Genomic DNA, 25914 nt, shown 5'->3' with positions numbered 1-25914 from the left:
ACGTCGAGAGTGAATTTTACCACTCTCGATTTGCAATCAATTGTTCCATTTCAATCTCAAAATAACCAGCTTCTTGCACAATCATCATCATAGCTTCAGCAATGTAATCCGCAGCCGTATCATCTAAACTTGAATCTAGGTCTTCAAACTGGGGTTTCATCTCATTAATTGCGATCATTGTATGATGAGCAAAATGATATATTTCTGCTTCAGTTAAACCTGAACGACTCACCTTTTTGGAAAAGTATTTAATCTGTTGTTTAACTTCGGCAACGAGAATATCAGGATAATATTCATCATCAAACATGGGGAGAAGGAGATCTTCGAACATAAATAAAATAATATGCCAATAAAACGCCATGCTTATAACATAATCTCATACAAATCACGATATTTAGACATAAAAAAAGCGATCTTTCCGACCGCTTTTTTAAAAAGATAATTTAGTCTTTTTTAGTGCTTAAACTTTTTGCGATCTTGGCAAGCTCTATAAATTCCTCACGCATTTGGTAAGGATCTGGTTTTGCAGATTGCTGGGCTAACTGAATAATTTGATCCCACCCCATAGCAGCATTGTATTGCCCACCTTTTAGCTGCTGGGCATAGGAAGCCACTGCAATGGCAAAACGAGTATCGCTATTGGCCTGAGCAAGGGACTTACTTTCAGCTTTTACAGCTTGGTTTAAAAGAATACTCTTCTCTTGATTTGGCAATTTATAGCGCAAATTTACAAACGCATATTCAGATTTTTTTGTTGTATCTGTTTTTGTCGATGCCTGATAACGTGAATCATTGAGCCAGCCTTGTTGTCCAACTGGAACGATTTCATAAATTGCTGTTACGTTATGCCCTGCTCCAATATCTCCTGCATCTACTTTATCATTATTAAAATCTTCCTGTTTTAGCATCCGATTTTCATACCCCACCAAACGATATTCCTTCACCGTCGCAGGGTTAAATTCAACCTGAATTTTGACATCCTGAGCAACCGTTGCAAGTGTCGATGAAAGCTGCCGTTCTACGACTTTTTTTGCTTCATTTTTATTATCGATATAGCTGTAATTTCCATCACCTGCATCCGCCAATTGTTCCATGAGCTGTTCATTGTAGTTTCCAGTACCAAAACCTAATGTTGTTAGAGAAATACCACTTTTGCGTTTCTCAGCGACCATGCCTTTTAAAGTACTAAAGTCAGTAATACCAACATTAAAATCACCATCTGTCGCCAGTAAAATGCGGTTAATACCATTTTTCACAAAGGCTTTTTCTGCTTGCTTATAAGCCAGTTGAATCGCTTGTTCTCCTGCCGTTGCACCACTTGCTTGTAATGTATTAATCACTGCTAGAATCTTATCTTTTTCATTACCGGCTGTCGGTTCTAATACCAATTTTTCGCCGCTCGCATAAGTAATGATGGTGACTTTATCCTGAGCTCGAAGTTGCTCCGTGAGTAACCGCAAAGTTTGTTTAACTAATGGAAGTTTATCTGCAGCATCCATACTGCCTGAAACATCAACCAAGAATACCAAATTGGCAGGTGGCAATTGTTTGGTGCTTAAATCTTTAGCTTGAATCCCAATTTTGATCAGCTTGGCATTTTCTTTCCACGGCGAGTCGACAGTTTCAGTACTGACTGAAAATGGATGTACATTATTTGGCTGCGGATACTGATAATCAAAATAATTAATCATCTCCTCTGCACGAACGGCGTCAACAGGTGGTAAACGTCCATCATTCAAAAAACGGCGTGTATTGGTATAACTACCTGCATCTACATCAATACTAAAGGTTGAAATAGCTTGATCTGCGACTCGATGAACGGGATTAACATCATTCTTTTGGTATTTTTCCGTATCTTGTTCTAAACGCGATCTTTCCATTGCTGGCATCGCCGCAATGTATGATGCTGGTGCGATCATTTTCTGCGTGCTATTCATAGACGATAGTGGTGCAGGTACGGGCATTCCGGTCTCAACGACAACATGTGCTTGTTGTTTGACTGGATTACTACACGCCATAATCATACAACTAAGCAAACTCAATGTAAGTATTTTTGTTGATTGATGCATTATTCAATTCCCCAATTCTATTTTGTCTTTTCAAATAAAGTCGATATATGCAGAATTGTATGAAAAAAAAGATAGATACATCGTGTTCGAATGTATCTATCTAAAAATTATTTATTTTCGATCTAAATTAAGTTTCTACTCAATTGCATAATTAATAGTGACGACCACACGGGCAATTTTATTAATAGTCGCTTTATCATAAGCACCCCCATAATCACTATCATCATCCGAACCACTTTCTGGCAGAATATAGAATGCACCTTGACTAGCTGAACGCATCATCCCCACTTGAACATTACCAACTTTAGCAAACTCATTGGCACGGCTATGCGCATTCTTGGTTGCATTGGCAATCAAGGACATTTTGATTTCTTCTAAATTCGAAACGAGATATTCAGGTTTCTGTTCAATAGCGATGCCCTTTTCATCCAAGATATAAGCATCTTTAGCCGCTTGTTCAATCTTCTTAATATCACGACTATTGATCACTAAAGATTGTAATGCCATATAGCCTTTAAACTCACGATTGATCCGCCCTTCCCCCATATTCACTTCTTCATAATAGGGCTGAGAACTTTTATTTCCGAATTGCATATTTTCGGCTTTGAATCCGTGTTCAACAAAAAAACTTTGTAGTTCCTTCATGTGTTGATCGAGTAATTGATAAGCTTCTGGGATCGTCGCTGAAGTGTGGTTGGTTTGTAAGTTGATTTCCCAACGTGCTGAATCTGCTTGAATCGGTTTCTCAGCTAAACCTTTGACTGTAATTGAATTTTTGGTGCCATTAAACTGTTTAAGCGCATAGCCCATCACAGCAGCAGAAGCAATAAAACCGAGACTCAGAATAAGAGCAAACACCCATAAACTTTTATATGTGATTGTTTTATTTTCCATTTTTTAATATCACTCAATTTAATTATACATTTGTTATATTTAATCTGATTCAGCAAGTCAATAGAGCCATAGGGCCCTATTGAGGTATACCAGCTTAATGATTTTGCATCATATTCCAGACTTTAATCGCATCGCTTGTGGCTTTAACATCATGCGCTCGTACAATACTAGCCCCCTGCTGAATACTCAACAAATGCCCTATTACACTCCCAACGGCGCGTTCCTGCGCAGGTACACCATTTAGAGCTTCTCCAATAAAACGCTTACGCGATAGACCTGATAAAATTGGATATCCCATTCGATTGAGTTTCCAAAACTCATTCAGCAATTGAAAATTTTGCTGCGCATTTTTAGCAAAGCCAAAACCTGGGTCAATAATGATATTTTCGGGTTTAACACCAATCGCAATAGCTTGATCTAAACGTTGTTGTAGTTCTTGAATCACATCTTCAGTTACATCTTGATATTGATCGAGCTGATTCATATTGGTAGGTTCTCCACGCATATGCATCAGCACCACAGGAATATTCAACTCAGCAGCGGTTTCCAAGGCCTGTGGACGTGTTAATGCACGAACGTCGTTCCAGATATGCGCACCTGCTTGTACCGCAGCACGCATCACTTCTGGCTGACTAGTATCAATCGAAATGATTACATCATAATTGGATAATACTTCAACCACAGGAATCACTCGACGAAGTTCTTCTTCTAGCGCTACAGGCGATGCATTTGGACGTGTAGATTCCCCACCAATATCAATAATCTTTGCCCCATCTTCAATCATTTGTAAGGCATGTTGAAGCGCCTGATCTTTTCGATGGTGCTGTCCGCCATCACTAAATGAGTCAGGTGTTACATTAAGAATACCCATAATCTGTGGCTGAGATAAATCCAGTGTAAAATGACCGCATTGTAACTGGCACGGTGGTAATGGCATCAACTGCATCAAGCTTCTCCATTTCTAATAACGTATATTTTAGCAATGATCAGTTGATCTAGGTGTTCCTTTATTTTCAATCTTTTTTATCTGCTCAATTTTCATTATAAATTTTCAAAAATGACAAAAAATTCATCCAAAAATTGATAATCCATATCAAGAATGAGTTTGTAATAACCCAGTTTTTTATTTTTTTCCTGAAAAATATCAAGTTTGCAAATAAATACAGATTGATAATAATTCTTGTCTACTTCTTGTAAAATAGATGCTGTCTGAAATTGAAGTAAATCAAAATCACATAATATATCTAAATCATTCAAAGTATTTTTCTGAAACATTCTATCTAAATATCTATAAGCTAAATTTTCAACCTTCAAAAATAATGCTGATAATCTTTCAACTCTAGACATTTTAATTCACTCTTTTTATTTGGCCATAAAAAAGAGCCGCTCTTGAGCGGCTCTTTTTTGAATTCAATGATTAGCCCATTGCTGGTAATGGTGGTGGTGTAGATGGACCATCTTTTGGTGGTTCAAATGCAGCCACGGGATTTTCAGCAATATAAACTTTAGGTGGTTGTGGTTCACGACCTTCCATAATGTCACGGATTTGGTCGCGATCAATGGTTTCCCATTCCATCAACGCTTTCACCATTGCATGTGCGATATCCTTATTATTTTCCAAGATATCACGAGCAACTTTATATTGTTCATCCAAGATACGACGTACTTCTTCATCAACTTTTTGCTGAGTTGCTTCTGAAATTGTACGGCTCCCCACATTACCGAAGAAACCATTTTGGTTTTCATCTTCGTAAACCATTACACCAAGGGCATCAGACATACCATATTTAGTCACCATTGCACGCGCCATTTTAGTCGCACGTTCAAAGTCGTTTGATGCACCTGTCGACATTTGATTAATGAAAACTTCTTCGGCAATACGACCACCGAATAAAATTGAAAGCTCATTCAACATCTTATCTTTGTAATGGCTGGTTTGATCTTGTTCAGGCAACTGCCAAGTGACACCCAATGCCCAACCACGTGGCATGATTGTTACTTTATGCACTGGATCTGTACCCGGTAAAATTTCAGCAACAATTGCATGTCCAGCTTCATGGTAAGCAGTCGCACGACGTTCTTCTTCACGAATAACCATCGATCTACGTTCTGGACCCATGTAAATCTTGTCTTTTGCATCTTCAAAGTCATGCATATCGACCGTGTTTTTATTACGGCGAGCAGCAAACAACGCAGCTTCGTTGACTAAGTTCGCAAGTTGAGCACCTGAGAATCCTGGAGTACCACGTGCTAGAACTTTAACATCCACACCTGTAACAGATGGAAGTTTCTTCAAATGAACATTTAAGATTTGCTCACGACCACGGATGTCAGGTAAACCAACCATCACTTGGCGGTCAAAACGGCCTGGACGAAGTAATGCTTTATCTAGCACATCAACACGGTTAGTTGCTGCAATGACGATCACACCCTCATTACCTTCAAAACCATCCATCTCAACAAGCATTTGGTTCAGGGTTTGTTCACGCTCATCATGACCACCTCCTGTACCAGAACCACGATGGCGACCAACAGCATCAATCTCATCGATGAAAATGATACATGGAGCATGACGTTTCGCTTGTTCAAACATGTCACGGACACGTGAAGCGCCGACACCAACAAACATTTCAACGAAGTCAGAACCAGAGATACTAAAGAATGGAACTTTAGCTTCACCGGCGATTGCTTTGGCCAATAATGTTTTACCAGTACCTGGAGGACCAACCATCAATACACCACGAGGAATGGTTGCACCAAGACGTTTGAACTTAGAAGGATCTTTCAAGAAGTCAACGATTTCAACCACTTCTTGTTTTGCTTCATCACAGCCTGCAACATCAGTAAACGTAATCTTAATCTGATCTTCAGATAACATTTTCGCTTTTGACTTACCAAAACTCATTGGGCTGTTTTTGCCACCAGCGCCCCCACCCATATTACGCATAAAGAACATGAATAATAAGATGATCAGTAATACAGGGAAGCTTGCAATGAGAAGTTGCATCAAAATGCCTTGACGTTGTGGCGCAGTACCTTCAACGACTACATTCTGTTTATTCAAGCTTGGAAGCAATTCAGTGTCTTCTACTTGTGGACGAACCGTTTCAAAAGAAGAACCATTGGTTTTTTCACCACTAATGTTTAAACCGTCAATTGTGACTTGTTTAATTTGCCCAGCATTCACCGCTGCAACGAAATCAGAATATTTCATCGCTGCAGGCTTATTGCGGTCACTGACGTTGCTAAAAATCAAAATCAGAACACCGAGTATGATGAGCCACAATACGGCATTCTTGAAGTAATCGCTCAAGGCTTTATTCCCATATCAATCTAATTTGATCATACCTAATCTTGGCTGACCTTCACAAAAACAGCAATGAATTTGCGTTGCAAAAAACTTAAAAGGTACAAAATGCACAATTTTTAACAACTTGGCAAGTACACTTTTATTGCAATGCCTTTTTACGACCTTGGCCAATCAAAAAAACTTCTTTTGATCGAGCACGAGATGCCGCAGGTTTGGCTGTTTTTAATACATCAAAACTATCGACAACTTGTTTTCTAAACTCATCAAATCCTGAGCCTTGGAACACCTTAACAATAAACTGTCCATTTGGGCCTAAAACTTTTTGAGCAAAATCCAATGCCAACTCACATAAGTAAATCTGGCGTGGTTGATCGACAGCCCTATTACCTGATGTATTGGGGGCCATATCTGAAATTACAACGTCTACTTGACGTCCATTTAAAATATTTAACAATTTTTCGAAAACTTCTTCTTCTCGGAAGTCGCCTTGCAAAAATGTCACATCTGGAAGAGCGTCCATTGCGAGAATATCTGAAGCAATCACTAAACCATTTGCGCCGACTAATTTACCTGCAATTTGTGACCAACTGCCTGGTGCTGCACCAAGATCGACAACGGTCATACCTGGCTTGATCATTTTATATTTTTCTTGGATTTCAAGTAATTTATATGCTGCACGTGCGCGATAACCTTCCTTCTGTGCTTTCTTTACAAAAGGGTCATCTAAGTGTTCTCTCATCCATGCACGACTGCTTTTAGACAATTTTTGATTGGTAATGCGTGTCGCCATAACTCACTAAATTTCAAAAAACTTCTGATTGGTCATTGTACGTGAAAATTACTCCCATTACAGTACGGATGTAGTTCATTCACACGAACTTTTACAGATTTTTTCTGATTGTCATGATTGGCTATTTGCCTAATTTTCACATATTTGTTTCAAGTGCCTGTCTGCTAAATCTATCTTAGAACCGGGATGCAAGTTATACTAGGTCGTTTTCCCAATCAGGTATTTTTAATGGCGGCTTTATCTATCCATGAACGTAAGCGTTTACGTCAAATTGGCCACGCACTTAATCCAGTTGTAATGATTGGTGGCCAAGGTCTTACAGAAAACGTCATTGAAGAAACTCATCGCGCACTAAATGATCATGAACTCATTAAAGTGAAAATTGCAGGTGAAGATCGTGATGCACGTGCAGCAGTAATTGATGCACTGGTTGAAGCAACAGGTGCTGAATCTGTACAAAAAATTGGTAAAATTGTTTTGCTTTATAAAAAAGCAGCAAAACAAAACCAGCATCTTTCTAATTTAGTTCGTTTTGCTCATTTAAGTAACAAGTAATCAAAATGGCAAGTTATGAACTTTCTGCTTTCGATCGCTTTAATGCTATTACTGTCGTTGGAGCAATTGAGCAACAAACACCAGCGACATTAAATGTTGGTTTTTGGGTTCGTGATCCCAATCAGTTTCTGATTTACCCAGATCAAGTCAAGGCTCATCCTCGCCAAGACTTTTTATGGGAACAGACTTGTTTTGAGATTTTTATTGGTGTGAAAGATCAAGATTTTTATCGTGAAATCAATCTTTCCCCTTCTCAAGCTTGGCAAACCTATCAATTTGAAGAATATCGTTTCCCTGAGGATATGCCGCCCGTTGCTGCATATGACATTGAGTTAAATCATTTACAACGCACACATTATGGTTTAAATGTCAGTCTAGATTTATATACATTTATGCAACAGAATAAATTGAAATGGTCTGACTTATATTTAGGTTTAAGTGCGGTTTTTAATACCACTCAAGGTAATTACTATTTTGCAATGCAACATAGTAGCCCACAAGCCGACTTTCATAATAAACGCGATTGGTTACATCAATTCTAAAAAATAAAAAAAGCGAGAATGATCTCGCTTTTTTTATTTAAATACTTGTTAGCTAGCACGAACTTTATTCCAAGCTTCTACTGCTTGCTCTTTAGTGCGCTTAAAACTACCGACCAAAGTATCTTTATGCTTCACTGAAATTTGACTTATATCATCTTTCAACTCTTTGCTGACCTTCGTTAAATCTTCAATTAAAGCATTTAACTCAGTTTTTAATGCATTCGTTAATTCAACTAAATTGCCTTGTGATGAATTCAATTGAGTTTTAATAACATCAATACGCTGCAAGATATCTTGCTTAATTTGTGCAAGCTGATTTTGGATATTTTGGTTGAGTTCTTTCGCTTCAGCCTCAATTTTTTCTTGAGTTTCAGCTAATACTTCTTTCACTTGCTCTTGAGTCTCAGCAATCACTTCTTTCGCTTGTTCCTGAGTCTCAGCAATCACTTCTTTCGCCTTCGCTGTTTTTTCAGCTACAACTTCTTTCGCTTTTGCAGTTTTCTCAGCAACTACCTCTTTCACTTCTGCCGTCTTTTCAGCAACAGCTTCTTTGACTTCAGCAGTTTTCTCTGCAACAACTTCTTTTGCTTTCGCTGTTTTTTCAACCACAACTTCTTTAACTTCTTCAGTTGCTGGTGTAGTTTGATTATCAGCCATTGTGTTTCCCCTCTATATTGTTTGTTGATTTTTTGGCTAAATATAAGATAAAACGCTTTACTTTTAGACTATGAAAAAATTGTTAGACAATTTGCATAATATCTCATGATATAGATAGAAGAATGATTGATTTGGCAATAGACATAACAACAGTCCAACTTATAAAAGAAAAACTACAATTACTCGCTTTAGCCAATAAAACAGATAGACTTTTGAACTACTCATGCGTATAATGCGCTGTTAAGTTACAAGCGAGCAGACTGGAAGGAGGGGCATGTTTTTAAAGACAGCCTGCCTTTTTTTATGTCTTCTCGCTTTTTTACAGCCCTATTTTTGTGGTTTTAGTTCAGGAGCTTTGGTTTGAGCACCCCCGCCATTTTAGCCCTCGCAGATGGAACGATCTTTAAAGGAACGTCTATCGGTGCATCGGGAAGTACGACTGGTGAAGTCGTTTTTAATACAGCCATGACTGGCTACCAAGAAATTTTGACTGACCCAAGTTATGCGCAACAACTTGTGACGCTGACTTATCCTCATATTGGAAATACAGGCTGTAATAGCGAAGACGTTGAATCAGGTCGCATCCATAAAGTATGGGCGAACGGTTTAATTATTCGTGATCTTCCTTTATTACATAGTAATTTCCGTTCAGAACAATCTTTAAGTGAATATCTAGAACAACATAATGTTGTTGCAATCGCGGATATTGACACGCGTAAATTGACACGTATTTTACGTGACAAAGGTGCGCAAAACGGTTGCATCCTTGCTGGCGAAAATATCACTGAAGAAGAAGCAATTGCGAAAGCACGTGCCTTCGGTGGTTTAAATGGTTTAGACCTTGCAAAAGAATGCTGTGATCCTGAAGGCTTTGAATGGACTGAAGGTTCTTGGACTTTAGGTCAAGGCTTTACTCAACCTGAATTTAAATTTCATGTCGTTGCATATGATTATGGTGTCAAAACCAACATCTTACGTATGCTCGCAGACCGCGGTTGTAAATTAACAGTTGTTCCTGCACAAACTCCTGCTGAGAAAGTGCTCGCTTTAAATCCAGATGGCGTGTTCTTGTCAAATGGTCCTGGTGATCCAGCAGCATGTGACTATGCAATTGAAGCAGTAAAAACGATTGTTGAAACCACAACTTTACCTGTATTTGGTATTTGTTTAGGTCACCAAATTTTAGCACTCGCTTCTGGCGCGAAAACCATGAAAATGAATCATGGTCATCACGGTGCGAACCATCCTGTACAAAATCTTGAGAATGGTACAGTGATGATTACTTCTCAAAACCACGGCTTTGCTGTCGATGAGAGTACTTTACCTGCAAACTTAAAAGTGACACATCGCTCTCTGTTTGATGGTACAAACCAAGGTATTCATCGCACTGACAAACCAGCATTCAGCTTCCAAGGTCACCCTGAAGCAAGCCCTGGTCCACATGACTGTGCTCCATTGTTCGATCATTTCATCGAACTTATTGAAGCATCTAAGAAGTAATTAAGGAGCGAATAATGCCTAAACGTACGGATATTAAAAGCATCTTAATTATTGGTGCAGGTCCAATTGTGATCGGTCAAGCATGTGAGTTTGACTACTCAGGTGCGCAAGCATGTAAAGCACTTCGTGAAGAAGGTTACCGTGTTATTTTGGTGAACTCTAACCCAGCAACCATTATGACTGACCCTTCAATGGCGGATGCAACTTATATCGAGCCAATCACTTGGCAGACTGTTGCTCAAATCATTGAAAAAGAACGCCCGGATGCAGTCCTTCCTACCATGGGTGGCCAAACTGCATTGAACTGTGCGCTTGCATTAGATGCCAACGGTGTTTTAGAGAAATACAATGTTGAGTTGATTGGTGCATCAAAAGAAGCGATTGAAAAAGCAGAAGATCGTAAACTGTTTGACATCGCCATGCGTAAAATCGGCTTAGAGTGTCCTCGTGCCGATGTTGCTGAAAGTATGGAACATGCACTGGAAATTCAGTCACGTTTTGGCTTCCCAGTGATCATTCGTCCATCATTTACCATGGGTGGTTCTGGTGGCGGTATCGCATACAATAAAGAAGAATTTATTGAAATCTGCGAACGTGGTTTCGATCTTTCTCCAACTAAACAATTATTGATCGACGAATCTTTAATTGGTTGGAAAGAATACGAAATGGAAGTTGTTCGTGACAAAAACGACAACTGTATCATCGTATGTGCGATTGAAAACTTTGACCCAATGGGCGTACACACAGGTGACTCAATCACTGTTGCCCCTGCGCAAACATTGACAGACAAAGAATATCAAATCATGCGTAATGCATCGGTTGCTGTTCTTCGTGAAATTGGTGTTGAAACAGGTGGTTCAAACGTTCAATTCGGTATTAACCCGAAAGACGGTCGTATGGTTGTGATCGAGATGAACCCTCGTGTTTCTCGTTCATCTGCGCTTGCATCTAAAGCAACAGGTTTCCCGATTGCGAAAATCGCGGCAAAACTTGCGGTTGGTTATACCCTTGATGAATTGAAAAATGACATCACTGGTGGTATCACTCCTGCAAGCTTCGAACCAGCAATTGACTATGTTGTAACCAAGATTCCTCGCTTCAACTTCGAAAAATTCCCACAAGCTGAGCCTGTATTGACAACTCAGATGAAATCTGTGGGCGAAGTCATGGCGATTGGTCGTAACTTCCAAGAATCTGTTCAAAAAGCGCTTCGTGGTCTTGAAGTGGGTGTTAGTGGCTTTGATGAAAAAATCGAAGTTGGTACGGCTAATGCCAAAGATATCATCTTAAAAGAACTTAAAGTTCCAGGCCCTGAGCGTATTTGGTATGTAGCTGACGCATTCCGTCATGGTTTCTCATTAGATGACGTATTCGAAGCAACTAAGATCGACCGTTGGTTCTTGATCCAAATCGAAGACATCGTCAAAACTGAAGCTCAAGTAAAAACTTTAGGTTTTGGTGATTTAAACGCTGATAATATTCGTTCATTCAAACGCAAAGGTTTATCTGACCTTCGTATTGCTGACTTGATGGGTATCTCACAAAAACAATTCCGTAAACAACGTTGGAACTTGGGTGTCTATCCAGTTTACAAGCGTGTTGATACTTGTGCTGCCGAATTTGAATCTGGCACAGCTTACATGTACTCAACTTACGATGAAGAATGTGAAGCGAATCCATCTAACCGTGACAAAATCATGGTGATTGGTGGTGGTCCGAACCGTATTGGTCAAGGGATCGAGTTTGATTACTGCTGTGTACACGCTGCGCTTGCAATGCGTGATGACGGTTATGAAACCATCATGGTGAACTGTAACCCTGAAACGGTTTCAACTGACTATGACACTTCAGATCGTTTATACTTCGAACCTGTAACACTTGAAGATGTACTTGAAATCGTACGTACCGAAAAGCCTAAAGGCGTGATCGTACAGTACGGTGGTCAAACACCATTAAAATTGGCGCGTGCTTTAGAAGAAGCAGGTACACCAATCATTGGTACATCTCCTGATGCAATTGACCGTGCAGAAGACCGTGAACGTTTTCAACAAATGATTCAACGTCTACAGCTTCGTCAACCAAACAACAGCATCGTTAAATCTGCTGAAGAAGGTATTTCAGAAGCAGCGAAAGTGGGTTATCCACTGGTTGTTCGCCCATCTTATGTATTGGGTGGTCGTGCAATGGAAATCGTTTATAACGAAGATGAGCTAAAACGCTACCTTCGTGAAGCAGTTCAAGCTTCAAATGAAGCCCCTGTTCTACTTGACCGTTTCCTAGATGATGCAACTGAAGTGGACGTAGACTGCGTATCTGACGGTAAAGACGTTGTGATTGGCGGTATCATGCAGCACATCGAACAAGCAGGGATTCACTCAGGTGACTCAGCATGTTCAATCCCTCCTTACTCGCTTTCACAAGAAGTTCAGGATGAAATGCGTCGCCAAACGGTTGCGATGGCAAAAGAACTTGGCGTAATCGGCTTGATGAACGTTCAGTTTGCAGTGAAAGGCAACAACATTTATGTACTCGAAGTGAACCCACGTGCATCACGTACTGTTCCTTTCGTTTCTAAATGTATTGGTGAATCTTTAGCAAAAGTCGCTGCACGTTGTATGGCTGGTCAATCTTTAGAATCTCAAGGATTCACCAAAGAGATCATCCCGACTCACTTTGCAGTAAAAGAAGCTGTATTCCCATTTGCTAAATTCCAAGGTGTTGATCCAATGCTTGGGCCTGAGATGAAATCTACAGGTGAAGTGATGGGTGTCGGTCAAACTTTCGGTGAAGCATTCTATAAAGCAGTACTTGGTTCAAACGAACGTTTACCAGGCTTGCCAACAGAAGGCGAAGTGAAACATGCATTCTTATCTGTACGTGAATCAGATAAGAAATACATCGCAAACATTGCAAAACAATTAATTGCTTATGGTTTTAAACTGGTTGCGACTAACGGTACGTATCAAGTACTACAAGAAGCTGGTTTAGAATGTGAAGCTGTCAATAAAGTCACTGAAGGTCGTCCACATATTGTAGACCGCTTGAAAAATGGTGAGATTCATCTTATTGTCAACACAACTGAAGGCAAACAAGCTCAATATGACTCTGCCATGATTCGTCGTGCTGCCCTACAAGGTAAAGTATATTACACTACGACCATTAATGGTGCTGAGGCTGTTTGCCAAGCATTTGCTGTGAAATTGCCAATGGATGTATACCGCTTGCAAGATTTACAAACTGTAGGTTAATTCTCTACCGATAAAGTCCCGTCACCTTATCGGTGGCGGGCTTTTTCTTTTTTTAATCCTGTATTTTCCCAACCAATTTAGAGGGACTGAAATGCAACGTTATCCTATGACTCCTGAAGGCAAGGTTGCCTTAGAGAAAGAATTACAACAGCTAAAAACAGTGGATCGCCCACGTATTATCCAAGCGATCGCGGAAGCTCGTGAGCACGGTGATTTAAAGGAAAATGCTGAATATCACGCTGCACGTGAACAGCAAGGTTTTTGTGAAGGTCGTATTCAGGATATCGAAGGCAAACTGGGTGCAGCTCAAGAGATTGATGTCAAAACACTTGAACAAAACGGTCGTGTTGTGTTTGGTGTTACAGTAACCATCGAAAACCTAGACACTGAAGAGCGTAAAACTTATAAAATCGTAGGTGATGATGAAGCAGATTTTAAAATAAATAAAATCTCAGTGAACTCACCGATTGCCCGTGGCCTTTTAGGTAAAAGCGAAGGCGACGAAGCAAAAATTCAGACACCGCAAGGTGAGGTTGAATACGAAATCGTGAGCGTGGAATATATTTAATTCCAAGTCACTAACCCCTCTATTTGAGGGGTTTTTCTTCTCATTTATTTTTCTTTTATTAGCTTTTAAAAAACTTAGAATTCGTTTTTACTTCTAAGAGTTTCAATCATAATCGATATCGTGAGATTTTAGAAATGAACGACTCTTTTCAATCTCTGGAATAAAAGAATCTTTCATGCCAACTTTTTCATCATTCATGAAGACGCAAAGAAAATATACCCATTCGGTATCATCCTTTTCTATTGCCTTATCAATGACTCGATCAAAAGAATTTTTTAGCTTATGAATATCTATCTCAGCTAAGTATCCATACAAAATTCTAGATCCAGGCCAATTTAAATCCATAAAACCTTCTAATAACTGATCTAAGTTTTCTTCTACGATTTCTCGCGGAAGATATGGAATCATCATTGTCAGATTTTCCCATTCAGAACAACTATATGGCTGAATTAATACAGAGAAATCTAACTTCCTACTTCTCAATTTTCTTTTAATTTCAAATGCTAAATCAATTAAATCATGTATATATAAAAGTTTTTCACCAATAATTTTTAAAATTGAACTTTCATTTATTGGTTCAATCATTAATATTTATCCTTTTGTTATAATTCAGATATTATGTATTTATAAATGAATTCAGTTCAATATTTTTTTATTCTTTTCCTTTAAACCCATAATTTTATTACCAATAGCGTCGATTAAATTAAATATGCAAAATTTACTCAATTATATCTAAAATTAATCTCTAACAGATTGAATGGTTCTTTTGTTTCAAGAGCATCCTATTTCTAAATACAATAAAAATGAAATAAAGGAATGCAAGATCGACTGATCAGTAGCATTATGTATGAGATTACTAGAATAATCCTATGGATTGCTGTTGTAATCGTATGAGCTTTCCATATCATTCTTATGACCAATGCAGTACGCTGTATGCTATTCTAGACTTTGTATTTCCGAATCAAATTCAATGTTTGTTGATTTGGTTTTGGAAATTCTTCTTCAACTAACGCTCTCTCCTGATATAAAAGCTATAATAGCGCCGATTTCTTTTAGTATTTTGTCTTAGTTATGGATTCATTGATCAACTCCCCTGTTAAACATTGGTGTGAATTCGAATTTATTTCCAAAACAGTAAAAAATCCAAATATCCATATCAAAGGTAATTATTCTTATTATTCTGCTTATTGGGATCAGGGCTTTGAACGTTGTGTGGTACGTTATCTACATGACAAACCTGCTACACCTGAAAAACCAATTGATCAACTGCATATTGGCAATTTTGTCTGCTTTGGTGCTGAATGCGTGATCATGATGGGTGGCAATCAATTACACCGTCCTGACTGGATTTCGACCTTCCCTTTTGATACCCGTAGTTTCCTGCCTGCTGGTGATACTTTCATTGCCGATGGTTGCTGGATTGGTAGTCGTGCCATGATTATGCAGGGCGTGAAATTGGGTGAAGGTGCTGTGATTGCCACTGGTGCTGTGGTTACCCAAGATGTGCCACCTTATGCAATTGTTGCTGGTGTTCCAGCTAAAATCATTAAATACCGCTTTTCCTCAGCAGATATAGAAAAATTGCTTTCACTTAAACTCTATAACCTAGAAGAAAAGCAGATTTTAAAAATGCGTGAACAATTGCAGACGGATCAACTCGTAGATTTATGTTCATATTTAGACCAAAGTCTATAATCTTTCCAAATCTAATATTCACTTTAATATTTTTAAAAAAAGATTATTTTTTTCAATGGATTGAATAATTAAAAACTGCTTTAACATCTAATTATTCTTATAAAATTACTAGGTTTTATTATGCTACTAATAAGTTTAATATGAAACATAGATCTTATTTTAAACAAAAATTTAGAAACAACTCAAAGTGCAATAATAAGGAGTAATAAACATGGCCTATCAAAAAATCTTGGTTGCAATTGATGACTCTGAAATCTCCGATAATGTCATTCAACAAGCGGCTCAACTTGCAAAAGCCCTAAATAGTGAAATCACTGTGGTTGAAGTGATGACTTTAGATCCATATTTGGCAGATGCATATCTTAGACTCGGTCAAAGTAATGAATTGATTGAACGTGTTCGTAGCTATGTACAAGAAAATTTAACCAAAGCGGAAAAGAAATTTGAAGCTTTAGGACTGACAGTCGCAACTCAAGTGTTGGAAGGCTTCTCTGTAAATGGGGAGATTATCAGTGCTGCACAGAACTTAGGTGCTGATCTGATTATTATGGGATCACATGGTCGAACTGGTTTCAAAAAATTTATCTTAGGCAGCGTAGCTCAAAAAGTATTAGGTGAAAGCCATATCCCTGTTTTGGTTGTACGTTAAATCTTCTAATTTTTAGTTTAATATAATATCGTAACCCGCCTGAAACCTTAAGTTTCAGACGGGTTATTTTGATTATTGAGTTTTTAATTCAATAGGTTTTGCTTTTTGTAAAACTTCTTTTGGTAACTCAGTCGTAGAAACGATTGTCAATGACTGTGTATTTGCTTGAATATTTTCTTTCTTAAGATCATTCAGTACAACATTGGTATCTTTAGTACTTAAGCTATACATTGCACCTGTTGCAGGATCGATAATTAATAAACCTAATACCCCACCAAATAATAGATTTCCAACATACCAACCATTTACGTGTGCAGAAATATTAATAGTTTTGGTTTCATAACCTTCTTTTTCAAACACTACAGTGTATTTTTCAGGAACAAAGAAGCCTGAACTTCTTTTTAAGCTTACAGTCGCAGGTGCTTGTCCTACATGAACTTTTTTACCAGCTTTATTTAAAATCGTAATATTACTAAGTTCAGGTGTGCTCTCAAATGTCATTGTTTGAGTTCTTCCAGACATGATACTTGCGCATCCAGATAAACTGATAACAGCAATCCCACACATAACAGCTAATTTTTTCATTTAAGTACCAATTATACATATGTATTCTTTATGTACAATTATTGTAAAATAAAATAAAAACAACAGCAATGATATTTATACAAACCAGTCTGTTTATTTTTATATTAAGGCATCCAACTAAATTCTTTTAAACTGACTTTACCATTAGGCAAGTAAATACCTTCTTGCTCCAACAAGCTTTGTTGCACATTCTCACCTTGCTGATTGATGCGAGTCACACTGATCTTTCCTTGTGAATTTATCACTCGATACCAAGGGATTTCACTGCTCTTATCTAAATGCTTCAAAACATAACCGACTAAACGTGCATGCTTAGGCAAACCTGCTAATTTTGCAATTTGACCATAGGTCGCTACTTTTCCATATGGAATCAAAGCGATAACCTCTAATATTTGTCAATGTAGTTCATTAGTATCTTGCATAAAATAACCTATAAAAATCTGATACTATGATTAAAGCGACAGTTAAAAGCTTAAACAAGAAATAAAATAACTTATGTATTTAGAGAATAAAAATGCAGCTAAAAACAGTTTTCTTCATCATATTTTGTCTAAGCATCAATTTCTCATGTTCAACTAAACAATCATCTCATATTCAAATTACGCCTTATCGATACCCGATAGACTCAAAAGATCATCTACCAATCGTATACGTTAGTTTTATTTTTACCATCAATCGACCACAAGCTAAATTATTAGACACTCAACTGCAAATGTATAAAGAACTAGAAATTTTAAATCATTACTTTGTAGATGAAAAAAATCAAAAAATATTTAAATTTAAAATTAATCACTACCTCTCATACCAAGACTTTACAAAGAAGAAATGCGATCTCACAAATCAATTAAATCAAGCTTCACCGCTAATCACTGAAAATCTCCCGAATGCTATAGACACTTGTTTCCCTCACAGAAAAAGTAAAGAGGTTCTATTTATTATTTATGATTCCTATACTGAGAAACTTAAATACAGTGACATCACCAGTTGGGGATTTAGAAATCAAGGTCGTCCATTTATATTGATTGATTGGGAACGTTTAAATTATCAAACTCAAGCAGCATCTATACATGAGATGGGCCATGCTTTTGGTTTGGGGCATGTTTGCGCGCCAGATGCAACAAAAACAACACCTACCAATATTATGACCAGTTACGATTGTAAACTCGGAAGTGGAGGTTTACGTAATTTAGGTTTCACCGCAGAACAACTCAGCATCATTTTAGATAATTATTATAAATATCCTTAGAAGTTCATCTCGATATAGTGCCCTAGATGGTCTTTCCCTTCGAAAAAGTCCTTTTGAATCAGCCGTGTGGTCAAATTTTCTTTTGCCTGTTTAAACTGAATATCAGTCACTGCACAAGGCTGCCAAAAAGTTTCTAGGTTATTGGTAAATATAGGATAAAGCTTTATTAGATTTTCGATTAGATTAATCTTGACAATGAGGCCATAGGCTAAAGCCTGATATTTTTCAAATTCCCCGTTACTATTAAATACCCCGTTTCCAATCCCCAAAATAACAGGTTTATGATTAATTTTTTGAATTGGTTGAATCGTATGGGCACCATGTCCAATCACCAAATCAACGCCTATTTTAGTCAAAATATCTGCCAATTTTTCTTGTTCAACTCGTGTTGTTTGGAAATCTTGCCCCCAATGACAAATGACAATAATTTTATGCGTTGGATGGAACTGCCTATATTGCATGATCTGCTCAAATAAAATCGCATTTAAACAAGCCACACCTGCACGATCACCAAGTGCATAAAAATCATAATCTTGATAAGCACTCTCTCTATGCCAATACCCATTAAAAATAGCAACATTTTGCTGTTGAGTTCTTATCTGAAAATATTGATGAGCTTGCTGCTGATTATTCCCTGCCCCAATCCAATTTATCTCACTTTGATCTAACACCGCCAAGCTATGAACTAAACTTGCTGTGCCGTAATCTTTTAAGTGATTGTTCCCAAGACACAGCGCATTGATATGAATACGCTTAAATTCAGTCAGTGTTTGCTGTGAGTCTGCACCCAAGATAAAATCTTTTTTTCCATGTAAAGGTGAATATTCATCTAGGTTAAAGACAGCTTCAAAATTGGCAATATTGAGGTCATCTTCAGAAAAAAATTGTTTTATCCTTTCAAAAGAATGTTGATAACCATAACGTTGTAAAGCATCATCAATTCCTTTTGCTTTCCTTCGTTTTGTATAGTATTCCCCGAAATAAGTATCACCAATGATATTGATATAATGATTTTTCAAAGAGATTTGCTTTGCAGGCAATAGACCTGAATTAAAATAATGATAATAAGGTACTAAATGATCAATACGATGGATATCATCCAGTAATTGAAAGATGCCAATATTCTGATTTTTATTACAATAAGTGAAATAATATTTTTTATATTTGCTAGTTATACATAAAACAGCATCTAACTGATGACAGGTAAATAAAGAGCTAATTGGTCTAATTTTTTGACTGCCAATACTCAGTTTTTTAATGAATACTTCTCGAATCAAATCAATCGGCATACTAAAAATAGCTCGGGCTACGACATATAAATTTTGAATCGTATTCGTAATATAAGTGTCAGAAGATATGTCTATCCCAAATGACTTGGCTTTTGAAATAATTGTTTTCTGTGCTTGCCCTTCATCACCAAAGATATATTTAGCAATTAGCAAACTGAGTTCGTAGCTCTGGGTAAAAGCTAAATATTGTAGTAAAAATCCTAATTCATATGAATCTTCAACTTGAGTCACATCAAGCGGATATAATTGAAACCGTTGTGGGATTGGAATTTTATTAGTCAATTTGAGTTCATTTTTTTGGATTTTTTCAAATATCAAAAGTAATAATACCCAGTGTGTACAACTTCCTTCAATTTGAGTGTGCCAAATAGCATGCTTAAAATTTTCTTGTCTTATTTGACTGATTATTTTTATTTCTTGAGGTACATCCATAATTTAGCCTCAATTATTCAATCTTGATAATGCTGAACATAAGCAACATAGCCTGAAAGGTTATGCTCTTGATCATCAATGCGAACCCGAAAACGATCATGCCGAACATAAAAGGCATTTAAGATTTTATCTGGGCATGCCATGTACATTGCCACTTCAGGATAGAAAAAACCAGTACGCTGAAACTCAGTGCGAAACTCGATTAATTTTTTTAAATCTTCAAATTGCGATTTTGCAAATAACTCATGTAATTCTAAATTTCGCACCCGACATACCATTTGATAAGCAGCCATCATCATTTCTAATAAAGTTGCATATGCAGTTTTACGATTACGAATAAAAATCATATGCCTTAAATAATTATTGATACCAAATTGAAAATATTTTTCTTCTGGACAAATTTTAGTGAGTTCATTGGTACAGTAACTTAACCAATGATCGTGATAACGCTCATATTTTTTTTCAATAAATTGTTCAAACATCAATTGAACAGTTTCTAATAGTCGCGGAGCACTATCAAGCTGATACAACCGTAAAAGTGCGAGCGCAGCTTCACCATCATAATAAATGATGCGAAATTTTTCTTTGATTTCATAACTTGGAAAACTCAGCACATGAGTTGTTTCCCCTTGTTTATCGATCATAGATAATATGCCATTCGCCAAAGCCTTTGCATATTTTAAATAAGACTGATCCCCAACCATACTTTGATATTTGGTCAGCATTAAAATTGCTGCTGCATTTGCACCTAATTTAATTTCATCAAGTTGATTCAAATCAGCGCTATCTAACATGTAAGCGAGATCATCATCTTTTTCGACATAAAAATTTGTCAATGCATAATCAATTGCAGACTGAATTTTACTCACCACGTTTGGTTGTAAATCTAATGCCAAGGTCTCAATCAAAGCATAAGTCGTCGTACAATGTCGGACTGTGTTGTAGCTACGAATTTCTCGGTCATAGGCTGGAAAAAAACCGTAAATATATCGTCCATTCGTTTGGATTTGGTGAGACAAAAACTCAGCATTTCCTTTAATCATTTTAGTTAAATGTTGTCGCTTAGATTCGGTTAAATAACGAACCCCATTTTCAGTAAAACATGTTTGTAATGGTATCAATTGTCCATTTTCGTAAAACACGGCATGGGTATCAAATGTCCATATATCCTGAATTTCATTGATTTTTAGCGCAACATTGTTATCTTGATATTTTCTTATAATGGCAATATTGAGATTATTTTGATCAAAAAAATTGGGCGTGTCGTAACTTAATCCTCGGATAATGGCTTTGCCATATAGCTCTTGTTCTAAAAAACTAATCTTAAAATTCTCATCAAAACTGATGCCCTTACGATAATGATTATTATGAAATTGATTCTTTAATGTTTGCTCAATCTCATACCATTTTTCTTGTTGAATATTGCATGCAATATCAAACTTTAATAATTCAGCTAATTTATTATTACTTGTGAACTGCTGATCGAGAAATTCAAAAAGTTCTTTTTCAAGAATCGGAAATGTTGAAAAGGATGAGTTCCAGACCTGACAGCGTTCTGTCTTTTCTCCATATGAATAGAAAACTACCGTTTTATCTAAGTTTATATATTTTTGAACTTGTTTGATGTATCCAGTCAATTCGTATTTGAGCTTTTCAAGCTCTAAAGCCGTCACAATCGTCATAGTATGTATTGTTAGAATTTTTAATTACTTCAATCAAGATACCACATATTTTTATGCTTTTAACAAAATCAAAAAAGAGAACCCTAGGGTTCTCTTTTTTAGGAATTAGTGTTTAAAGAACATGAAGTTGATTATTCGCAATCAAATCATTCAATGTTGTATCGACATCAATGGTAAGCAATGTCACGCTACTGTGGGCAGCGCCGCCTGCACCATCTCGATCAATACTAATAGTTGTTGTAGTGCCATCTGAACTTACACTCACAAAACCTGCTAACGAAGCAGCACTTCCGTTTCCTGTATATCCAACTAGAAGGTTAGAAATATCGATAATATCGGCATTTGGATCTGTTGCTGTATTACCCTCATGGAAGCCATTCCAAGTGTCATGACCATTACCACCAGCATTGTCAGCATTATTCAACACATTAAAGATTAATGTATCTGCACCACCCGTCGCGCTTTCCAATACATCATTACCAGATGTACTCGTAACGATATCGTTTGATGAGCTGAGATTGAAGTGTTGTCCTAAAGAAATGGTCAATGTTGATTGAACTTCAGTTCCATCAAAAGACACCAGTTTATAATCGATTACATCAGTTGCAGATGAAACCACCATGTCACGTTGATAATAATATGAACCATCACTGTACATGTACAATGTGCCTTCGCCCGTATCAATACTTTGACCAGCAGCTAACTCATATAACCCAGAAACAGGATTTAATACATATAACTGAGTACCGACTGTAACATCAGCAACACCACCAAGAGTATCTCCTTCTAAGATGTTTCCATGTATCCAATCGGCTGTAGGACTTGTATTGGTAAATTGATCAACATAAGTAATATTCACATCAGCATTTGTACCAATCAACATCACAGCACCACCAATTAATGGGGTTTGGATTGTTGTTTGTACACGATAGTTACCTGCGATCAAATTCAAACTTGATAGGTCTATCGATGCAATTTCACCTAATGCTAGAACAACACCAGTATGAACATCAGTGGTTACATTTACCCATGTTGTAGGACCTGTTTGTCTTTGTAAGGCTAACGTTACATTGGCATTACCTAGGCCTAAGGCATTGACACTTAAGATGCCAGATGGATCCATACTATTGGTTAAAGTAAAGGCACCACTGGTATAAGTTTGCGTAGTCGCAATAATACCGAGTGTGTTCCCACTCGCATTAAAGAAGTTATTATTGACCACATTTTGCACATCCACTAATGAAGCTGCTGTATCAGGATTTGCTTGTGGCGCAGGAATAACCGCATCTAGCGATGGATCAATTGGATCCCATGTGAAGCTCACATCATTAGAACCAATTTGGATGTGTAATGATGCAGTGCTATCAGCCAACCCATTTGTAGGATCAGACAAGGTATAAGTGAAACTATCAACCTTACCAATGTTTGCAGGATTCACATCTGGTTGATAGCTATAGCTACCATCAGAATTAATGGTCAATGTACCATAGTTGCCGACAATCACCGTTGGAACACCCACAGTCACATTCAAGCTATTACTATTACCAACCTCAGAAGAAGCGACATGAGTCACTGTTGTGGTTGATGTAATGAAATCATGATCATAGTTCATACCGTATAGCGCAGAATTATCATCTGACATCACATTACCTGTTATCGCTGCACCAGTAATAACTGGAGCTTGGGTAATATCACCATGATTTAAGGTAATGTCTGCGGTCACACTACCTAGTGCAGTCAGTAAAGTATTACTTTCCATGAACAAGGTGTATGTGCCAGCAGCTAAGTTTTTAGCTTCGAACTGAACTGTTGACCCAAAGATACCTAATAAATCAAGTAAACCATTGTTAGAGCTATCTGCAACTACAGTGGTAGAACCATCTGGGTTAGTTCGAGTCAGAACCACGTGAAGACCATCAAGTAGTGTTCCAAGAGAACCAAAGTTCACAGAAATTACAGCGTCAGTCAGATTACCTGGATCAACTGTAAAGTTTGCCGAACCACTTGAGCTACCAATCACTAATCCACCAACACCCAATAACCAACTATAACTAATTGCATTATTGAGATTTTCAACTGTTACTGGATACTGATAATCAATGGAAGCCACATCAACATTACTGAATGCATCTAAAGGTAATGGATCATTAATAACTGCAGGTTGAGATGGATCTGCTGCATTCCAAGTCATATCAATCGTATTACTATCAAGATGTACATAGAATGTTGCATCCGAAGTATCACCCGTTATTGGATCAAAAAGTGTATAGGTGAATTGATCAACTTGACCAAGACCAGTCATATTTGCATTTGGCGTGTAAGTATAGTCACCATTTGGATAGATCACTAAACTACCGTAAGTTCCAGTAATCGTCGTTCCTGCTGGATCGATTGCGATGCTATTTACTTCACTGATAACCGTATTTATAGTGGCAATATCAATATCACCATTCGTATTTGGATCTGAAATTAGATTGCCATGTACTGCTACAGCTTCATAACTATCAATAATATGTGGATTATAAACATCCATCGTACCAGTCAGAGTACCACCGAGGCCAACTCCGATCAGTCCGTCATAAGCCATAAATGCTCGATATGAACCTTCAGTTAAACCACCTATTTGTGCTGCTGGTGTTGAACCTAGTAATGTCAGATCAATGAACGAAGCATTTGTTCCACCAGTTATGGATTCCCACTGACCAGTAATATCATTGTATTTTTGAACAACGACTGTGTAATCACCTAATGCAGAAGCACCAAGTAAAGTACTGAAGGTGAACGTTGCAACCCCTTCTAAATTATCTGCGACCGAGAATTCAATGGCATCTGTTCCAAGTAATTGGAAGTCAAGTCCAGCCAACGAAACGAGTGCGAGATAAGAAGAAGAACCTAAAGCAGCATCATTTTCCACTAACAATGGTTGAGGATCTAATTTAGCTTCTATTAAGTTATCAGCAGCTCTAATTGAACCAAGATCAATGTAAAGCGTCGCTTGAGCCAGATCTCCTGTTGCAGAATCGAGTAAGGTGTAATTGAACTGTTCTGTTTGTCCAATACCTGCACCATTAGGAAGTGGTATATAGATATAACTACCATCTTGGTAGAAGGTAATTGAGCCATAATCACCCGAGATAGTTGTTCCTGCCGCGCCAATTGAAACACCATCTACACTGGTTACATAAGTCGTTGGTGTTACGATATCGACATCACCACTAGAGTTTACGTCAGTAATTACATTACCTTGTGCATCACCAAGTTCATATCCACCCACTTGAGTCAAGTCATAAACATCCATTGTGCCAGATAATGTACCGAGTACACTTGCACCGAGTAACCCATCAAAAGTCATAAAAGCACGGTATTGTCCTTCTTCTAAACCTTCTAGGATGGCACCAGGTGTCGCACCTATACCTAATAGACTTAAACTAATCAGAGAAGCATCACTGTCTCCATGCAATGACTCCCATTGACCAGTGGTCGTATTATATTTTTGAACAACTAGAAGGTAATCAGATAACAAGCTCGCATCAATTAAGGAACTATACGTAAATGTTGCTGTTCCTTCTTGATTTGCACCGACCGTGAAACCTACTGAATTTGCTCCAAGTTGAAGATCTAACCCAACTAATGAGGTAAGGATGAGATAGCTTGCACTTCCTAATGCTTGATCATCAATCACCAATAAAGGTTGTGGGCTGATCACAGCATTATCAAAATTATCAAATGCTGCTAATGGATTTGCATCAACCGCTAAAGTACCTGTATCTAACCCAATATTTCCTGCTGGATCAGTTGCGGTTACAGTGACCGTATAACCTCCATCAGCTAAGGATGGCAATGTATTGTCTGCTAATGTCCAAGTTCCATCACCGTTGTTAGTCGCTGTGTAATTTATACCATTTACAGTGACAACAATTGTTGCTGTTGGATCATCAGTCGTACCTGTTAATTGAGGCGTAGCATCATTAGTCGTTAAATCATCAAAGGTTACGGTTGGTGCTGTCACATCAATTGTTAATGTGCCCGTATCTGTTCCGATGTTACCTGCAGTATCAGTAGCGGTTACAGTCACTGGATAAGCTGCAATCGCCAACAGTGGTAAGGTGTTGTCTGCTAAGGTCCACGTCCCATCACCGTTGTTGGTGGCGGTGTAGTCGGTACCGTTCACATTCACCACCACGGTCGCGGTTGGGTCATCTA

22 protein-coding genes are annotated in these 25914 nt (G+C 37.8%); 8 read left to right on the top strand and 14 right to left on the bottom strand.

What is annotated here, in order from left to right; translation table 11 throughout:
• Nucleotides 1-16: 16 nt before the first annotated feature.
• The 7 genes from IEV17_RS04230 to rlmE all read right to left on the bottom strand — a co-directional run bounded on the left by IEV17_RS04230 (nt 17) and on the right by rlmE (nt 7063).
• Entirely contained in the window at nt 17-331 is a 315-nt protein-coding gene (locus IEV17_RS04230) for a DUF5713 family protein (RefSeq protein WP_034601677.1), read from the bottom strand.
• Between the two features lie 112 nt (nt 332-443).
• Nucleotides 444-2069 (bottom strand): vWA domain-containing protein, encoded by a 1626-nt coding sequence (locus IEV17_RS04225; RefSeq protein WP_004660813.1) that lies wholly within the window; start codon nt 2067-2069, stop codon nt 444-446.
• Between the two features lie 135 nt (nt 2070-2204).
• Nucleotides 2205-2963: an SIMPL domain-containing protein gene (locus IEV17_RS04220; protein WP_004660811.1), complete on the bottom strand. Its 759-nt coding sequence runs from the start codon at nt 2961-2963 to the stop codon at nt 2205-2207.
• A gap of 94 nt (nt 2964-3057) precedes the next feature.
• Nucleotides 3058-3909: a dihydropteroate synthase gene (gene folP, locus IEV17_RS04215; protein ID WP_004660810.1), complete on the bottom strand. Its 852-nt coding sequence runs from the start codon at nt 3907-3909 to the stop codon at nt 3058-3060.
• 95 nt (nt 3910-4004) lie between these two features.
• Complete coding sequence (locus IEV17_RS04210; protein WP_004660809.1) at nt 4005-4310, bottom strand: hypothetical protein; 306 nt, start codon at nt 4308-4310, stop codon at nt 4005-4007.
• 70 nt (nt 4311-4380) lie between these two features.
• Nucleotides 4381-6276, bottom strand: coding sequence for an ATP-dependent zinc metalloprotease FtsH (ftsH, locus tag IEV17_RS04205; protein WP_004660808.1), 1896 nt, complete (start codon nt 6274-6276; stop codon nt 4381-4383).
• Between the two features lie 136 nt (nt 6277-6412).
• Nucleotides 6413-7063, bottom strand: coding sequence for a 23S rRNA (uridine(2552)-2'-O)-methyltransferase RlmE (rlmE, locus tag IEV17_RS04200; protein ID WP_004660807.1), 651 nt, complete (start codon nt 7061-7063; stop codon nt 6413-6415).
• Nucleotides 7064-7291: 228 nt separating this feature from the next.
• Here rlmE and yhbY point away from each other — a divergent pair, with 228 nt between their 5' ends.
• Nucleotides 7292-7618, top strand: coding sequence for a ribosome assembly RNA-binding protein YhbY (gene yhbY, locus IEV17_RS04195; RefSeq protein ID WP_004660805.1), 327 nt, complete (start codon nt 7292-7294; stop codon nt 7616-7618).
• 5 nt (nt 7619-7623) lie between these two features.
• On the top strand, nt 7624-8160 hold the full coding sequence (locus tag IEV17_RS04190) for a DOMON-like domain-containing protein (protein WP_004660804.1): 537 nt from the start codon (nt 7624-7626) through the stop codon (nt 8158-8160).
• A gap of 48 nt (nt 8161-8208) precedes the next feature.
• On the opposite strand, the gene IEV17_RS04185 is transcribed toward IEV17_RS04190, so the two are convergent.
• Nucleotides 8209-8817, bottom strand: a complete 609-nt coding sequence (locus IEV17_RS04185) for a hypothetical protein (protein ID WP_004660802.1) — start codon at nt 8815-8817, stop codon at nt 8209-8211.
• A 360-nt stretch (nt 8818-9177) separates the two neighbouring features.
• Between IEV17_RS04185 and carA the strand changes: the two genes are divergently transcribed.
• The 3 genes from carA to greA all read left to right on the top strand — a co-directional run bounded on the left by carA (nt 9178) and on the right by greA (nt 14133).
• Nucleotides 9178-10317 carry a glutamine-hydrolyzing carbamoyl-phosphate synthase small subunit gene (gene carA / locus IEV17_RS04180; protein WP_004660800.1) on the top strand — a complete coding sequence of 380 codons (1140 nt, stop codon included), beginning with the start codon at nt 9178-9180 and terminating at the stop codon, nt 10315-10317.
• A 14-nt stretch (nt 10318-10331) separates the two neighbouring features.
• Nucleotides 10332-13565 carry a carbamoyl-phosphate synthase large subunit gene (gene carB / locus IEV17_RS04175; protein WP_004660797.1) on the top strand — a complete coding sequence of 1078 codons (3234 nt, stop codon included), beginning with the start codon at nt 10332-10334 and terminating at the stop codon, nt 13563-13565.
• 91 nt (nt 13566-13656) lie between these two features.
• Nucleotides 13657-14133 (top strand): transcription elongation factor GreA, encoded by a 477-nt coding sequence (gene greA, locus IEV17_RS04170; protein ID WP_004660795.1) that lies wholly within the window; start codon nt 13657-13659, stop codon nt 14131-14133.
• Between the two features lie 102 nt (nt 14134-14235).
• On the opposite strand, the gene IEV17_RS04165 is transcribed toward greA, so the two are convergent.
• Nucleotides 14236-14718, bottom strand: a complete 483-nt coding sequence (locus IEV17_RS04165; RefSeq protein ID WP_004660794.1) for a DUF5071 domain-containing protein — start codon at nt 14716-14718, stop codon at nt 14236-14238.
• Nucleotides 14719-15204: 486 nt separating this feature from the next.
• On the opposite strand from IEV17_RS04165, the gene IEV17_RS04160 reads away from it, so the two are divergent.
• Together IEV17_RS04160 and IEV17_RS04155 are read left to right on the top strand one after the other, a co-directional pair.
• The gene (locus tag IEV17_RS04160) at nt 15205-15828 is read left to right on the top strand and encodes a CatB-related O-acetyltransferase (protein ID WP_004660791.1); all 624 of its coding nucleotides are present in this window, start codon (nt 15205-15207) and stop codon (nt 15826-15828) included.
• 211 nt (nt 15829-16039) lie between these two features.
• Complete coding sequence (locus IEV17_RS04155; RefSeq protein WP_004660790.1) at nt 16040-16477, top strand: universal stress protein; 438 nt, start codon at nt 16040-16042, stop codon at nt 16475-16477.
• Between the two features lie 72 nt (nt 16478-16549).
• Here IEV17_RS04155 and IEV17_RS04150 read toward each other — a convergent pair whose 3' ends face one another.
• Nucleotides 16550-17062, bottom strand: coding sequence for a hypothetical protein (locus IEV17_RS04150; RefSeq protein WP_004660787.1), 513 nt, complete (start codon nt 17060-17062; stop codon nt 16550-16552).
• Between the two features lie 104 nt (nt 17063-17166).
• Entirely contained in the window at nt 17167-17454 is a 288-nt protein-coding gene (locus IEV17_RS04145) for an MGMT family protein (RefSeq protein ID WP_188363580.1), read from the bottom strand.
• A gap of 122 nt (nt 17455-17576) precedes the next feature.
• Between IEV17_RS04145 and IEV17_RS04140 the strand changes: the two genes are divergently transcribed.
• Nucleotides 17577-18308, top strand: coding sequence for a zinc metalloprotease (locus IEV17_RS04140; protein ID WP_004660783.1), 732 nt, complete (start codon nt 17577-17579; stop codon nt 18306-18308).
• Here IEV17_RS04140 and IEV17_RS04135 read toward each other — a convergent pair.
• The 3 genes from IEV17_RS04135 to IEV17_RS04125 all read right to left on the bottom strand — a co-directional run.
• Nucleotides 18305-20029 carry a CapA family protein gene (locus tag IEV17_RS04135; RefSeq protein ID WP_004660782.1) on the bottom strand — a complete coding sequence of 575 codons (1725 nt, stop codon included), beginning with the start codon at nt 20027-20029 and terminating at the stop codon, nt 18305-18307. The genes IEV17_RS04140 and IEV17_RS04135 overlap by 4 nt on opposite strands.
• Nucleotides 20030-20046: 17 nt before the next feature.
• A complete protein-coding gene (locus tag IEV17_RS04130) occupies nt 20047-21711 on the bottom strand; it encodes a hypothetical protein (protein WP_004660780.1) in 1665 nt (554 codons plus the stop codon).
• 112 nt (nt 21712-21823) lie between these two features.
• Nucleotides 21824-25914: beta strand repeat-containing protein (locus IEV17_RS04125; RefSeq protein WP_188363577.1), on the bottom strand; the 4091-nt coding region annotated here is incomplete at its 5' end.

It is taken from the genome of Acinetobacter modestus (assembly GCF_014636095.1).
Taxonomy (GTDB): Bacteria; Pseudomonadota; Gammaproteobacteria; order Pseudomonadales; family Moraxellaceae; genus Acinetobacter; species Acinetobacter modestus.
This window is presented reverse-complemented; position numbering and strand designations above follow the sequence as displayed.